This is a genomic window from Arthrobacter crystallopoietes, assembly GCF_002849715.1.
In the GTDB taxonomy this organism is placed as follows: domain Bacteria; phylum Actinomycetota; class Actinomycetes; order Actinomycetales; family Micrococcaceae; genus Crystallibacter; species Crystallibacter crystallopoietes.
Window position 1 is genome coordinate 2,032,814 of record NZ_CP018863.1, and the last position, 13,491, is coordinate 2,046,304.

The 13,491-nt window shown below is 62.6% G+C and carries 14 protein-coding genes; 5 read left to right on the forward strand and 9 right to left on the reverse strand.

The genetic code is table 11. The annotated features are described in order from the left end of the window. Positions 1–19: 19 nt before the first annotated feature. The 3 genes from AC20117_RS09600 to AC20117_RS09610 form a co-directional block, all read right to left on the reverse strand. Complete coding sequence (locus AC20117_RS09600; RefSeq protein ID WP_074699917.1) at positions 20–898, reverse strand: RNA polymerase sigma-70 factor; 879 nt, start codon at positions 896–898, stop codon at positions 20–22. A 3-nt stretch (positions 899–901) separates the two neighbouring features. Continuing rightward, positions 902–2,080, reverse strand: a complete 1,179-nt coding sequence (locus AC20117_RS09605) for an NAD(P)/FAD-dependent oxidoreductase (RefSeq protein WP_236777489.1) — start codon at positions 2,078–2,080, stop codon at positions 902–904. A 75-nt stretch (positions 2,081–2,155) separates the two neighbouring features. Next, entirely contained in the window at positions 2,156–3,049 is an 894-nt protein-coding gene (locus AC20117_RS09610) for a LysR family transcriptional regulator (RefSeq protein ID WP_074699916.1), read from the reverse strand. A gap of 106 nt (positions 3,050–3,155) precedes the next feature. Between AC20117_RS09610 and AC20117_RS09615 the strand changes: the two genes are divergently transcribed. Together AC20117_RS09615 and AC20117_RS09620 are read left to right on the forward strand one after the other, a co-directional pair. Continuing rightward, complete coding sequence (locus AC20117_RS09615; RefSeq protein WP_074699915.1) at positions 3,156–4,217, forward strand: MBL fold metallo-hydrolase; 1,062 nt, start codon at positions 3,156–3,158, stop codon at positions 4,215–4,217. Between the two features lie 17 nt (positions 4,218–4,234). After that, a complete protein-coding gene (locus AC20117_RS09620) occupies positions 4,235–5,647 on the forward strand; it encodes an MFS transporter (protein ID WP_074699914.1) in 1,413 nt (470 codons plus the stop codon). An 82-nt stretch (positions 5,648–5,729) separates the two neighbouring features. Here the strand turns inward: AC20117_RS09620 and AC20117_RS09625 are convergent, their stop codons facing one another. Both AC20117_RS09625 and AC20117_RS09630 read right to left on the reverse strand, forming a co-directional pair. Then, the gene (locus AC20117_RS09625; RefSeq protein WP_074699913.1) at positions 5,730–6,077 is read right to left on the reverse strand and encodes a YybH family protein; all 348 of its coding nucleotides are present in this window, start codon (positions 6,075–6,077) and stop codon (positions 5,730–5,732) included. 125 nt (positions 6,078–6,202) lie between these two features. Next, complete coding sequence (locus AC20117_RS09630) at positions 6,203–6,958, reverse strand: IclR family transcriptional regulator (RefSeq protein ID WP_074699912.1); 756 nt, start codon at positions 6,956–6,958, stop codon at positions 6,203–6,205. 119 nt (positions 6,959–7,077) lie between these two features. Between AC20117_RS09630 and AC20117_RS09635 the strand changes: the two genes are divergently transcribed. The 3 genes from AC20117_RS09635 to AC20117_RS09645 are packed head-to-tail and all read left to right on the forward strand — an operon-like array spanning position 7,078 to position 10,523. Continuing rightward, on the forward strand, positions 7,078–8,457 hold the full coding sequence (locus AC20117_RS09635; protein WP_074699911.1) for an SLC13 family permease: 1,380 nt from the start codon (positions 7,078–7,080) through the stop codon (positions 8,455–8,457). Between the two features lie 21 nt (positions 8,458–8,478). Then, entirely contained in the window at positions 8,479–9,699 is a 1,221-nt protein-coding gene (locus AC20117_RS09640; RefSeq protein WP_074699910.1) for a CaiB/BaiF CoA transferase family protein, read from the forward strand. Beyond that, positions 9,696–10,523, forward strand: a complete 828-nt coding sequence (locus AC20117_RS09645) for an enoyl-CoA hydratase/isomerase family protein (protein ID WP_074699909.1) — start codon at positions 9,696–9,698, stop codon at positions 10,521–10,523. Before AC20117_RS09640 ends, AC20117_RS09645 begins: the two co-directional genes overlap by 4 nt. Before the next feature lie 210 nt (positions 10,524–10,733). On the opposite strand, the gene AC20117_RS09650 is transcribed toward AC20117_RS09645, so the two are convergent. From AC20117_RS09650 to AC20117_RS09665, 4 genes are read right to left on the reverse strand one after another with little or no spacing between them, the layout of a single operon-like run. After that, on the reverse strand, positions 10,734–11,003 hold the full coding sequence (locus tag AC20117_RS09650) for a hypothetical protein (protein ID WP_158300451.1): 270 nt from the start codon (positions 11,001–11,003) through the stop codon (positions 10,734–10,736). Between the two features lie 35 nt (positions 11,004–11,038). After that, positions 11,039–11,254 carry a tautomerase family protein gene (locus tag AC20117_RS09655; protein WP_074699907.1) on the reverse strand — a complete coding sequence of 72 codons (216 nt, stop codon included), beginning with the start codon at positions 11,252–11,254 and terminating at the stop codon, positions 11,039–11,041. Positions 11,255–11,263: 9 nt separating this feature from the next. After that, a complete protein-coding gene (locus AC20117_RS09660; protein WP_170837943.1) occupies positions 11,264–12,745 on the reverse strand; it encodes an aldehyde dehydrogenase in 1,482 nt (493 codons plus the stop codon). Next, the gene (locus AC20117_RS09665) at positions 12,738–13,490 is read right to left on the reverse strand and encodes an alpha/beta fold hydrolase (protein WP_074699906.1); all 753 of its coding nucleotides are present in this window, start codon (positions 13,488–13,490) and stop codon (positions 12,738–12,740) included. The genes AC20117_RS09660 and AC20117_RS09665 overlap by 8 nt, the downstream gene beginning before the upstream one ends. Between the last annotated feature and the right edge of the window lies 1 nt (position 13,491).

Genomic DNA, 13,491 nt, shown 5'->3' on the forward strand with positions numbered 1-13,491 from the left:
GGGAAGAACCATCCATGCGTCACTGCCGGCCGATGTCTGTGCCGCGGGCCAGCAGCACCAGCTTGTCCGGGTTGCGGACAATGTAGACGCCGGTGACCTGGCCGTCGCGGACCTCCACCATGGCGGCCAGATCCAGCCGGCCGCCGCTGAACACCAGCAGGCCGGGCAGATTGTTGAGCGTGGAGAACTGCACCCGCATGTCAGGCAGCGGGCGGGACTGGACACCGACCAGGAAACGGGCGATCTTCTCCGGGCCGTGCACGGGCCTGCGTGCAGCGGAGACCTTGCCACCGCCGTCGGCGAGCAGGACGGCGCCCGGGGCCAGGGCATCCATCAGGGACTGCAGGTCGCCGCCGAGGGTCGCGGCCATGAACCGGTCCGCCACCTCGCGCTGCTGCCGCGTGCCAACTTCGAAACGCGGCTGACGGGCGCTGACATGCTCTTTTGCCCTGTGCGCCAGCTGACGGACGGCCGCCTGGGACTTACCGGTGACCTCGGCGATCTCGGTGTAGGGAAAGTCAAAGATCTCGCGGAGCACAAAGACGGCGCGCTCGTCCGGCGTCAGGGATTCGAGCACCACCAGCATGGCCACAGAAAGCGCCTCGCCCAGCACCGCATCCTCGGCGACATCCGGCCCGGTGAGGATCGGCTCGGGCAGCCAGGGACCCACATATTCTTCCCGCCGGCGCTGCGAAGACCTCAGCGCGTTCAACGCCGTGCGCGTGGCGATCTTGGCGAGGTAGGCGCGGGGGTTGCCCACGCCGTCGTCGTTCACCTCGGCCCATTTCAGGTAGCTGTCCTGCACCACGTCCTCCGCATCCATGGCGGCGCCGGTGATCTCATAGGCAATGGTGAAGAGCAGGGAGCGGTGCTGCTCGAAGACCTGTGGCGATCCCATGCGCTACAGTGCCTCCGCCAGCGCCGGCTGCTCCGCCCGCGGGCCCTTCGGCCAACTGTAGGACCCGCTGTGGCGAAGCTCGTCCCGCATCCACCTCAGAGCCAGGCGGCACACCTGTTCTTTCAGGAAAGCGCCCGGGCGCCCGCCGATGGCCAGCGGGCGAGGCCGGTCGTCGGCATGCACAAACTGGATGAGGCCGGCCGTCCGTCCAAGGCTGATGCATCTCGCCATAAACCCGTTGGAGAACGCTTGGGGAGCATGCTGCTCCAGCCGGGCGATGATGTTATTCGCCGCGTGCGCGCCCATCGGCATGGCGACGGCGCAGGCCATCCGCAAGTGCGCAGCCACCGAATCCGGCGCGCGGACGGCGTCGCCGGCTCCGAAGATTTCCGGAAACTCCGGGACGGACAGGGTTTCATCCACCAGCAAGCGGCCGTCCGGATCGACGGGCAGTCCGCTGGCGCGGGCGAGGTCCGGCGTGCTGAATCCCGCGGTCCAAACCGTGCAGTCCGATTCGAGCCTTGCTCCGGACGACGTCGTTAGTTGGCCTTCGCCCGAATTTTCCACTTCGGTGTTTTCCACGAGTTCGACGCCGAGCGCACGCAATTTCCGCTGCAGTTCCCGCTGCCCGGATGTGGACAGATCCGCGCCGATGCCACCCTTGGATACCAACCGCACGCGCAGCCGCGGATGCCGTTCCGCTATTTCGGAGGCAGTCTCGATCCCGGTCAAACCGCCGCCCACTACCGTGACCACGGCGCGGGCATCAAGTTGCTCCAGCCGGATCCGCAACCGTGCGGCTTCTTGTGCAGACTGCACTCCGTAGCCCTCCGATCCGGCCCCGGCGGTTGCGCTGCCCACCGCGTACACCAGCAGGTCGTATGCCAGTGGCTCGCGGCCATCCGCGAATTGCACCAGCCGGGCGTGGGGGTCGATCCGCGTTGCAGTTCCAACAACGACGGCGGCGGCCGGGTTGAGCAGCGATGCCATGGGCACCGCTGCCGACTTCCTGCTTCCCGCGGCCACTTCGTGCAGCCGGATCCGGTCAATAAACTCCGCGTGCGGATTGACCACGGTCACCTGGACTTGGCCGACGAGGCTTTTGCTGCCGGCCAGGCGATTGGCCGCCATGACTCCCGCATAACCGGCTCCGAGAATGACTACTCGCTGATATGCAGACACCGTTCTCTCCTTGCTGTTGGCGATGTACACATAGGACACCGGCAGATTCCGATTTGTGACAACCGAGGGGCTGGATCACTTTTCCCAGTGCGCGTGCAACGCCGCCAGCGCCTCATTGACTAGCGCGCTCCGCACAACTCCCGCGGGCAAGGCTGCTAACACCGCGTTGCTCGGAACGTCTCCGGCCAGCTGCCGGAAGACCAGCGGGCGGCCTTCAGGGCTCAGCGGCGACGGTTGCATCAGCAGCGAATAGGCCAGGTTGCGCCCCACAACGTTATGGATGGCCTGGACGCTGGCCGAGCGCCACCGCACTAATGGTTCCACCCCAGCCCTGGCGAACTCCGCCATAGTCCGCTGGAGGGCAGGCTCTTCGTCGATCATTATCGCGGGATACTGAGCCAACTCTGCCAAGCTCACCTTGTCCTTGGCAGCCAGCGGATGATCGGGGCTGAACACCACCTGCCGCTTCGCCTCCATGAGCAACTCGGGCGAGCAGTCAGGCATCAACTGGGCTTCGTACAGCACACACAGCTGGGCTCGACCCGCCAGCATTGCCTCCTGTATGTCCGGCCCGGCGCCCTCGATAAAGTCCAGTTCCACCTGCGGATGCCGTGCCGTGAACCAGTCCACCAGAGGAGGGATGGCGTGCATGGCCAATGTCCGGAACACGCCGATCACCAGCCTGCCGGACAGTTCGCCATGCACCCGGTCCACGGCGGCGGCCAGATCGGCGATCTGTTCAGCTACCTGACGTGCACGGGTGGCCACAGCCTGCCCTTCAACGGTGAGCGCCATGCCCTTGCCCCGGCGGCGAATGGCGAGCGTGGCGCCGACGGCCTCCTCCAGCTGGGCCAACGCCAGGCTCACGGCAGCCTGCGAAACGTTGCAGCGCTTGGCCGCCTCGGTCACAGACTGCGTCTCCGCGACGGCTGCGAAGTACTCCAGCTGCCGGAGGGTGATCTCCTTCATAAGCTCTCCTTGTGGGTCTGCTCAGTTATTGTAGTTCGACAAATGTGATCCGGCGCACCATCCTCGAAGAAGGAACATTTTCGCCCCTTTGGAAAGGACCGGCCCCGTGCAGCATCAGGCCCCCTACGTGATCACCCTCGGTACCGCCGGCGGACCCCGCTGGTGGAAGGACCACCAGGGCACGCCGCGCTTCGGCATAGCCACCGCCGTCGTCGTCAATAACATCTGGTACCTGGTGGACTGCGGCCAAGGGGCCGGCCGCCAGGCGAATGCGGCTGGCCTGGATATGGCGAATCTGGGCGGCATTTTCATTACCCATATGCACTCGGACCACACAGTGGACCTGCCCTCGCTGCTGCTCTTCGGGGCCTTCGAACTGAAGAACTCTCCGCGGGGGGCCATCCCGATTGTCGGGCCGGGGGACCGGGGGAAGCTCCCGCCGCTTTCGCCCCGTGCCACCTCCGTCCCGGTGCCTGTCGCGCCGTTGCGGCCGACGCCGGGCGTCGCCGGGCTGGTGGAGGGGTTGCTTGGCGCGTATGCCACGGACTGCAACGACCGGATTTTCGATTCGCTCGCCAAGAGCCCGATCGAGCAGTTCGAGCCGCGGGAGATCGCCTTGCCCGCGGGCACCGGCTTCGATCCGGACACCAACGTCGCCCCGGAGATGGAGCCCTTCGAGGTGTTCCGGGACGCGAACGTTACCGTGAGTGCCATCCTGGTTTCGCACCACCCGACGGCGCCTGCCTTTGCCTTCCGGTTCGATACCGAGGCCGGCTCCGTGACCATCTCGGGCGACACCGCCCCCTGCACCAATATGGTGCGCCTGGCCAGCGGCACGGACCTGCTGCTGCACGAGGCAATCAATCTGGAAATTCTCGCCCGCCAGTACTCGGACGCGGAGATGCTCCAGGCCACCATGGACCATCACCGCCGGGCGCACACAACGGCCGCGGAGGCCGGCCAAATTGCGTACGACGCCGGTGCGCGCCACCTTGCGCTGCACCATCTGGTTCCGAGTTATTCACCACCGGAGGCCTGGGCCGAGGCCCGCACCACCTACAACGGGACCTTGAGCATCCCCGATGATCTAGAGGTCATCCCTTTCGGCCGCCACGACAGCGAAGTGCTTGCCACACCCGTCACGGCCGGCAGCGCTGCCGCACGGTAAAGATTTAAGGACACATCATGACCACTCAGCCGCAGAACCCGGTTGTCCCCGGCGGAAGCTATACCGCGGGCCCGCGCGAAATGCGCCGGATCCTCTTCTCCAGCTTCCTGGGCACCGCCGTCGAATATTACGACTTCATCCTCTACGCAACCGCCGCCGGCATTGTGTTCAACCAGGTGTTCTTCGCCGGTATGGACCCGAATCTGGCAATCCTCGTTTCCTTCGGCACTCTCGCCGTGGGTTATATCGCCCGTCCCCTAGGCGGATTTATTTTCGGCCACCTTGGTGATCTCCTGGGGCGCAAGGCAATCCTCGTCGGTACTGTCCTGATGATGGGCATCGCGTCCACGCTCATCGGCCTGCTGCCGACGAGCGAACAGATCGGCGTCTGGGCTCCCATCCTGCTGGTTGCCCTCCGCCTGTTCCAGGGCATCGCCGTTGGTGGCGAATGGGGCGGGGCGATGCTGCTGGCCTTCGAGAACGCGAAGAAGGAGTCCCGTGGATTCGCGTCAGCCTTCGCCTACATGGGCGCACCTGCCGGCACCATCCTCGGCACACTGATGCTCTCGGCGATGACAACCCTGCCGGACGGACAGTTCCTGGAGTGGGGCTGGCGAGTGCCTTTCGTTCTCTCAGCTGTACTGATGGGACTGGCGATCTTCATCCGGATGCGCGTCTCGGAGTCCCGGGTCTTCAAGGAGATCTCGGCAAAAAGCGAGGCGAAGAAGAAGCGCGTTCCGGCAGCCGAGCTGTTCCGCGAGCACCCCAAGTCGCTGCTGATCGCCGTCGCCTCCGGGCTCTCGGGCCAGATGGCACAGGGACTGATGGGCGCCTGGGCCATTTCCTACGCGGTACAGCAGGCCGTGCTCGCACCGGGAGAGGTGCTGAACCTCAAGGCCCTTGGCGGCGTTAGCACGATCGTGATGATCATCATTGCCTCCAAGCTCTCCGACCGGCTGGGCCGCCGCAAGGTTCTGATTTGGGGCAACATCGGCGCCATGCTGCTGGCCTTCCCCGTCATGTCCCTGCTGGAGATGGGCTCCACCGTAGCGTTCATGCTCGCGATCTTCCTCGGTCTGTCAGCCGTCCAGGGCTTCACCTCCGGGCCGTACGGCGCTTTCGTGGGCGAGCTCTTCCCGACGTCCGTACGCTATTCCGGCACCTCCATCGGCTACCAGCTGGCCTCCACTCTGGGCGCCGGTTTCACACCATTGATTGCGACGGCGCTGGTAGTCGCCGGCGGCGGCTCCCTCTGGATGGTGGCATGCCTCTGGATCGCCTTCTCCGGCATGAGCCTGGTGGCTCTGCTTGCTGCGAAGGACCGCTCAGGCCAGGATATCCAGCAGCTGGACGGGCCGGCAGCGGTAGCAGCCCCAGAAGCCAGCACCTCCTCACAGAACGACGGCGAAACAGCAGCTGTACGGGCCTAAGAACCAGTAGCTGTACGCGGGCCGGCCGGGAAGATACAACTCTTCCCGGCCGGCCCGCGCGCGTCGTACTCGGACCAGACGATTAGGCGCCTGGGAACTCCGTGACGCGCCACTCGTCGATCAAGCCGCCCCGGACGGAAACCTGCCACAGGGCCGGGCCAGTCAACTCCGGGACGCTGCATTCGGACCGGCCCAGCACTTCCACCCGTCCGTTCGCTACGGCCCGCACTTCGTCAAAGAAGTTGCGGTAGTCCGGAAATGCCGCGAAGAAACGGCGCCAGGCGTCGACACAGGCGTCCTTGCCTTCGATCGCTGCACCTGAGGTATCAATGAAGCGGTGGGCCGGCGTCATTAGCGCGGCTAGACCATCGAGGTTCCGGCGGTTGATAGCGTCGTTGAAGGCCAGCACAAGGGCCTTATCATCGCGCATGCTCGTCTCTTTCTCGGGTCTCTGGTTCAAGAGGAAGCGCGCGATGTTCTACGTCAGATTTAAGATTCATCGCGGTATCGGCGTGGGTTCGTAGCTATCGATTTTCACAGTTGTTCTGTGCGAGGTCAGCGATTGTGTGCAGTTAGTTGCGAGCCTATGACTTTGGCGGTCTCAGCAACTGCCGCGCCAAACTCTTCGTACTTTTCGGGGACGATACGGTTGCTCGGACCCGAGATGGAGACACTGCCGACAGGTGCTCCTAATGGGTCAACGATGGCCGCTCCCAATGAAGTGATCCCATCGCTAAGACCTCCTTCGTTGATGGAGTAGCCGCGCGTTCTGATTTGTCTCAGCTCGGCCCAGAGGTTTTCTTGATCCGTGTGCGTGCGAGCCGTGCGTTGTTCTAGAGGGCCCTCAAGGTATTCCTCGACGAACGAGTCTGAGGACGCAGCAAGGAATGCGAGTCCAGTGCCGGATGCGTTCAGCGGAATCCGGGTACCGAGTGCCAGGAAAGCACGAAGCACGTGCGGCGTGTCTAGGCGCTCAATGACGATTAGCGATTCCCCGTCCGGCACGCAGAGGTGCACTGTCTCCGTCGTGTCCAATTGGAGATGGTTCATTGGGCCAAGGGCAACGTCGCGCAGATTTGTGCCGATACCGCTCCTGGCCACGACGGCGTATGCATGAAAGGTGGTCGCCCAGGTGGAAGTCGGCGGCGCGCCCTGGGCGACCCAACCAAGTTCTTCGAGCGTCGTCAGGACCCTTAAGACAGTCGCCTTTGAAAGGGAGAGGTGGCGGGCTAGTTCCGACAAGCCGACAGGCTGCAATTCAGATATCGCCTCTATAACGCGAATGGAGGTCACGACGCTTTGTGTGCTCATGCAGTAGAAAATCTCCAATCGTTGACGACCCTCGTAATGTGGGCTAGCTTACAGCAACACCAGTTTTTGAACCATCGGTTCATTAGATGAACCGATGTCTTTAGAAGGGAAGAAGGCCTATGCTCGAGCCAATCGTCGCCTTATCGCTCTTTGTTGCTATCTTCGCGCTAGCCACTGTGCGCAAAGTCCACCTGGGCGTCATTATGTTCGCCTCCGCTGCCGGAGTTGGGATCTGGCTGGCAGGAATGGAGATGGACGACGTTATAGCCGGATTCCCCGTGTCTATCCTGGTGCTTCTCGTGGGAGTGACGTACTTTTTCGCAATTGCTCAAGCGAACGGCACCGTGGATAGGATCATCACGTTTGCCATTTCTCGTGTAGGTGACCGCGCGGCGCTTCTTCCGCTGGTGTTTTTCGGTTTGACGGCGGGGATCGCCGCCATGGGATCTCCTCTGGCTGGCCTGGTGATGACCCCAATAGGAATGCCACTGGCCAAGAAGTACGGCATAGACCGCATGCTAATGGGGTTGGCCATTGGTTGCGGCCTGAGTGCTGGGGGATTCGCCCCAACGAGCCTCTTTGGAATAGTGACTTATGGAACCGCACATTCTGTTGGAATCGATCTGAATCCGCTTACCCTCTTTTCTATCGCGCTTGTTGCGAACCTGGTTCTCCTGCTTGCCGCCTACGTGATGTTCGGTGGATTGGGCCTACTACGCCGCCGGCACGCCGGACAGTTTGGTGATAGCCGGTTGCCGAATCTACGAGGGAAGGCGCCGCTGCCCGGCCATCCTTTTGAGCGCGAGGGCTTTGCTGAGCGGAGTCGACGCGCAGCGCAACAGGTTCAAGTCATCGACGACACTGTTGGCGAAACTACTCCTGAGCGGTTCACATGGGCGCAACGTACTACCGTACTTTGCATGGCAGGTCTTGTAGTGAGCGTCATTTTGCTGGCGATCATCGGCCTTGATCCGGACATCGGCATTCTCTGCTTCGCCTTCGCGACCGTTATGACGCTTGTTGATCCGAAAACGGGCAAGACTGCCGTCTCGAAGATTGATTGGTCAACGGTACTCATGGTGGGCGGCATCATCACCTTTGTAGGTGTCCTTCAGGAGATCGGGGCCGTGGACTTGCTTGGCGAAGCCGCCAGCCAGGCCGGCGCCCCCTTGGTCGCTGCACTCTGCATATGCATTATTGGCGGGCTAGTCTCGGCCTTTGCATCTACTACAGGCATGCTTGCAGCACTCGTTCCGCTGGCCATTCCGTTGGTTGCTGATGGCAACATTGCTGGTTGGGCTGTCATCGCAGCGCTGGGCGTCTGCTCGTCGATTGTGGACGTATCGCCCTTCTCCACGGTCGGTGCGACGCTAGTCGCGACGGTGGACGAAGAGGAAAGGCCTCGGATTACCAAAGTATTGACGCGTTGGGGACTATCACTGGTTGTCGTCGGACCGGTCGCCCTTGTCGGCACACTCGTGCTGCCCACAATGCTTTAGAACGCTGAACAAGGAGTCAGAATGCCGTTGCAGGGAATTACTGTTATCGACTTGAGCCGCGCGCTCGCCGGACCATACTGCACCACGATGTTGGCCGATATGGGTGCCGAGATCATCAAAGTGGAAAGCCCCCGAGGAGGAGATCCGTCCCGTGCATGGCCGCCATTTGAAGGTGAGCATAGCTTGTACTTCGACTCGGCTAATAGGAATAAGAAGTCCGTAGCCATTGATCTGTACACGATTGACGGGAAGGCTTTGCTGACCCGAATGCTTGAGAATGCTGACGTGCTGGTGGAGAACTACAAACTCGGAACGCTCGATGCGATGGGATTCGGTCCTGAGGTGCTGCGCCAAATCAATCCAGACCTGATCCACATGTCTATCAACGCCTATGGGAATAAGGGACCGCTCATGACCAGGCCGGGGCTCGACCAGGTTGTCCAAGGAATCTCCGGCTTGACCTCAGTCACAGGAGATGAGGATGGGTCTACTTACAGGGTCGGCCTGCCGATCGTCGACATTACCTCGGGTATGACCGCTGCCTTCGCCGTAGTCTCTATGCTCCTTGGCAGGGAACGAGGCAATCAATCCCGTGAGGCTTCTACTTCTCTTTTCGAGACTGCTCTGGCCCTGTCAGCATTTCAGGGCCAGTCAGCGCTCTCCCTCGGCGTCGCACCGACGCCCCAAGGTAACAATCATCCGAGCATCGCACCTTACGGTGCCTTCCCGACAGCGACGGAACCTGTGATCATTGCAGTTTCGACCGAGCGCCACTGGTCGTCCTTTTGCAGTGTCATCGGTAGGACAGAACTGGCGGATGACCCGCGCTTCTCCACTGGTCGTACCAGATCGCTCCATCGGCAGGAGCTGACGGAACTGATCGAGGAGGTCCTGCGGCAGGAAGGGGCAGACGTGTGGATCGACGGTCTGAGCGCAGCGGGAATTCCGTGCGGTCCTATCTATGACTACGCCCAGGTGATGGACTGCGAGCAAACCCGGGCACTAGACATGGTGCAATCGGTTCAGCGAAGCGACGGTTCCGAGCTGCGTCTACTCCGCGGCCCGCTCAGCGTGGATGGTGTTCCTGTCTCAGTTCGAACGGCACCGCCGTCTCTCGGAGAGCACACGAGGGACGTCCTCGAGACCATGGGCATCTGCCCTGAACAGATTGAATACCTAGAGAACAGCGGGACCGTGCAAGCAGGGACGCGAGTGGCAGCAACGGCGGGAGCGAATCAATGACAGCGCAAGCGTTACCCTTAGCCGCAAACGACGGGGCGACCGTAGACGTCACCGTCGAAGGAGACATTGCAACCGTAGTTTTGAACCATCCGAAACGGCGTAATGCCCTCACAAAGGGGATGTGTCTTGGTCTAACGGAAGCCGTGGGCAGACTAGATGACGATCCGCAAGTCAAAGTTATCGCCCTCCGTGGTGCAAACGGCGACTTCTCCGCTGGGGCGGCATTGGATCAGCTCGATCACGTATTGTTTGACAAGGCTGATGAGGCACTAGGAACCGACCGTTTGAGCGAAGCAGACGCAGCAATCTGCTCCGTCCGAAAACCAACTGTGGCCTTGGTCGAGGGTATCTGTATGGGCGGAGGCTGGCAGATTGCGTCAGCTTGCGACGTCCTGCTGGCGGCCGACGACGTCAGACTCGCTATCACGCCATCAAAGCTTGGGATCCTCTATCCCCGAGCCGGATTGGAACGGCTCGTCCGACGGGTGGGGGCAGACCGAGCCAAGTACTTGCTGTTCAGTGCGGAGGAGATTGGCCCGGATAAGGCCGCTGCATGGGGACTTATCACCGATCTGGTGGCTACGCATGAATTTGAAGAAGTTTCGATGTCATTCTTGCGAACCATCTCGCGACGGTCGCAATACTCCAATGTGACAATGAAGCACTTGATCCAAGCCGATGAGAGTCAAGAAAACGTAGAAAAGCGTTGGGATGCGGAGTGGTCACATTTCCCAGACAACGAGGATTTGGCTGCTGGACGAGCAGCCTTCATGGCGAAGGAGAGACCCGCGTTCACCTGGAGTCCCACTTCTACCCGGATCTAAATTGAGCAGCTTGGTGTACCTCGCGTGAACAGTGCCACATGTTCGCTGAAATATGATCCCTACGAAAAACTAAATGGGAGCCGGGCAGTAAGAAGGCGCTCTTCCTGCCCGGCTCTTTTTGGTTCAATGGCTGCTTAGGCAACGGGTGCTGCAGGCTCAACGCGGACATCGATGCTCCCACGGCTGCGGAAACCCGCAGCTGAACGCCCACTACCCCAGGTGTTCAAGATGGGCGCGGACCCTGGTTCGGTCTTCGTTGAGCCAGCCTTGCTTCCCGGCATACGAGATCATCCCGTCGAAGCCCTCTCTCCACTGGGTCAATTCGGCAGGCCCGCTGCGGCGAAGCCCCTCCACATCCAGCCAGGCGTGGTCGCCTTCCACCGTTCCCAGGCCGCTGGCCTGCAGCGCGGCAGAAATCCCATTCACATCCACGCCGTGAGCACGAACAGCCAGCTCGCGGAGGTTTTCAACGTCCTGCACGGAAGCTTCCCCGGCTGAACGGACCTCCACATACATTAGGCCCGCTCCTGTTCCAGCGCCGCCTGCTGCCGTTCCGCGATGGTCTGGTTCCCCTTGGACCAGTGCGTGGTGGGAACCTCACGGATAATCACCGTGGTGTTCTCGGGAAGCGCGCCGACGGATTCTTCCGCGGCCCGGTGCAGGGCAGCGGTCAGTTCCCGAAGCTGCTCCGGCGTACGGCCCTCGGCAATGGACACATCAATCAGTGGCATTCGTTTCTCCTATGCACGCATGACGAACGGGTCCGCTACTGGGCCCTCATCGGTGTTGATCCAGACGCTCTTCAACCGCGTGTACTCGTGCATGGACTCCAGCCCGTGCTCGATGCCCACGCCGCTGTTCTTGAACCCCTGCCGGGGCGACATCGGCGACATGGCGCGGTAGGTGTTGACCCAGACGGTGCCGGCTTCCAGACGGCGGCTCATCCGGTGCGCCCTGGCCAGGTTCTGCGTCCACACGCCGGCGGCGAGGCCGTACTGGGTGTCATTGGCCAGGCGCAGGACCTCTTCCTCAGAGTCGAAGGGCATGATGGCCGCGACCGGTCCGAAGATCTCCTCGCGGACCACGCGCATGGAATTATCGACGTCGGTCAAGACAGTCGGCGCGTAGAAGTAGCCGGGGAGGTCGATCTCCGGCCGGCCGCCGCCGGTCAGTACCTTGGCGCCTTCCGAGACGCCCAACTCAACGTAAGAGCCGACCTTTTCCTGCTGGGCAGCGAACGCCAGCGGACCGAGCTCGGTGCTGTCTTCGCGCGGATCGCCGATCACGATGCTCTTTGCCCGAGCGGAGACTTTCTCCAGCAGTTCGTCGTAGACGGACCGGTGGGCGAAGACGCGGCTGCCGGCAATGCAGGTCTGACCGGCAGCGGCGAAGATGCCGGCCACCACTCCCATGGCGGCATTCGAAATATTGGCGTCTTCGAACACAATGTTCGGGCTCTTGCCGCCGAGCTCCAGAGTGCATCCGATGAAGCGGGCTGCCGCGGATGCCGCGATGGCGGAACCGGTGGCGGTGGAACCGGTAAAGGAAATCTTGGCAATCTCCGGATGGTCCACCAGCGCGGCGCCGGCCTCGGCGCCGAGGCCGGTCACTACATTGACCACGCCGTCGGGGAACCCGGCCTCGACGGTCAGCTCGGCCAGCCGCAGCACGGTACGGGACGTGTATTCGGACGGCTTGATGACCACGGTGTTGCCGGCCGCCAGCGCGGGGGCAAGCTTCGACGTCGTCAAGGTCAACGGGGAGTTCCAGGGGGTGATGGCGCCGACCACGCCGAGCGGCTCGCGCTGGGTGTAATTGAGGACGGCGGGATTCATCGTCGGAATCTGGCTGCCCTGCACCTTGTCCGCCAGCCCGGCGTAGTAGTACAGGTACTCGGGCAGCGTTGCCAGCTGCCCGCGCATTTCACGCAGCAGTTTGCCGTTGTCCGCGGTTTCCATCTGCGCCAGTTCCTCGGCATGCTCGCCGACGAGGTCGCCCAGCTTGCGCAGGAGATGGCCGCGCTTGGTCTGGCTCAGGTCGCGCCAGAGCGGATTCTCGAAGGCGGCGCGGGCAGCGCGGACGGCCGTGTCGACATCGGCCTTGCTGCCGCGGGCGGCGGCGTAGAGGACCTCGAGGGTGGCCGGGTTGGTGCTCTCGAAATAGGCGCCTTCGGCCGGGGTGGCCCATTTGCCGTTGATGAAGTGCTCGTATTGCCTAGTCATGGATATCTCGACTCGATTCTTCGATGAACTCGATGATGATGCGTGCCAGTTCCGCCGGGCGCTGCACGGGAAGCATGTGCCGGGTATTAGGTACGACGGCGGTGCGTGCTCCCGGAATTGCCTCACCTAAACGCCTGGTCATCTCCGGCGTGGAGCCCGGGTCCTGGTCTCCGGTCACGGCCAGGGACGGTACCGCGATGGCCCCAAGCTCGGCCCCGATTTCGGCGTCTGCTGTGGCAAACACACGGTACGCGTGCAGGTAGGAGCTCGGATCGTTGGCCAGCAGCGTCCGGCGGACACCGGCCACCGTGGCCGGATCCGTGCCGGCATCGGCCGGGAACCAACGCTCGATGGACGCCTCCACGCTCCCGGAGAAGTCCGCGGCGGCATTCTGCAGCCGGGCATCCACGGACTCAGCCTCCTGGAGTGTCCGAAGGCAGACCGAACTGACGCTGGTGAGGGTGGCCACCCGCTCCGGCTGGAACCGGGCCAGATGCTGTGCGATCAGCGCCCCCAGCGAAAACCCCACCAGGTGGGCTCGCGCTGGGAGCCGGTTTCCGACGTCGTTAGCCAGGTCGCCAAGCGAAACTTCCCGTTCCAGCGGCGGCCGGCTGCCGTGGCCGGGCAGATCCAGGGCAAGGACCTCACGATCGCTGGCCCGGCGTACTTCGTCCCGGAACTGGTCCCACATGGTGCTGTCCAGCCCCACACCGTGGAGCAGGACGATGGGCAGTTTCGCGTCCATG

Coding starts and splice junctions, on each gene's coding strand:
- AC20117_RS09665 (WP_074699906.1), bottom strand. CDS start 13,490: ATGGACGCGAAACTGCCCATCGTCCTGCTCCACGGTGTGGGGCTGGAC.
- AC20117_RS09660 (WP_170837943.1), bottom strand. CDS start 12,745: ATGACTAGGCAATACGAGCACTTCATCAACGGCAAATGGGCCACCCCG.
- AC20117_RS09610 (WP_074699916.1), bottom strand. CDS start 3,049: ATGAAGGAGATCACCCTCCGGCAGCTGGAGTACTTCGCAGCCGTCGCG.
- AC20117_RS09625 (WP_074699913.1), bottom strand. CDS start 6,077: ATGCGCGATGATAAGGCCCTTGTGCTGGCCTTCAACGACGCTATCAAC.
- AC20117_RS09600 (WP_074699917.1), bottom strand. CDS start 898: ATGGGATCGCCACAGGTCTTCGAGCAGCACCGCTCCCTGCTCTTCACC.
- AC20117_RS09620 (WP_074699914.1), top strand. CDS start 4,235: ATGACCACTCAGCCGCAGAACCCGGTTGTCCCCGGCGGAAGCTATACC.
- AC20117_RS09645 (WP_074699909.1), top strand. CDS start 9,696: ATGACAGCGCAAGCGTTACCCTTAGCCGCAAACGACGGGGCGACCGTA.
- AC20117_RS09630 (WP_074699912.1), bottom strand. CDS start 6,958: ATGAGCACACAAAGCGTCGTGACCTCCATTCGCGTTATAGAGGCGATA.
- AC20117_RS09655 (WP_074699907.1), bottom strand. CDS start 11,254: ATGCCACTGATTGATGTGTCCATTGCCGAGGGCCGTACGCCGGAGCAG.
- AC20117_RS09640 (WP_074699910.1), top strand. CDS start 8,479: ATGCCGTTGCAGGGAATTACTGTTATCGACTTGAGCCGCGCGCTCGCC.
- AC20117_RS09635 (WP_074699911.1), top strand. CDS start 7,078: ATGCTCGAGCCAATCGTCGCCTTATCGCTCTTTGTTGCTATCTTCGCG.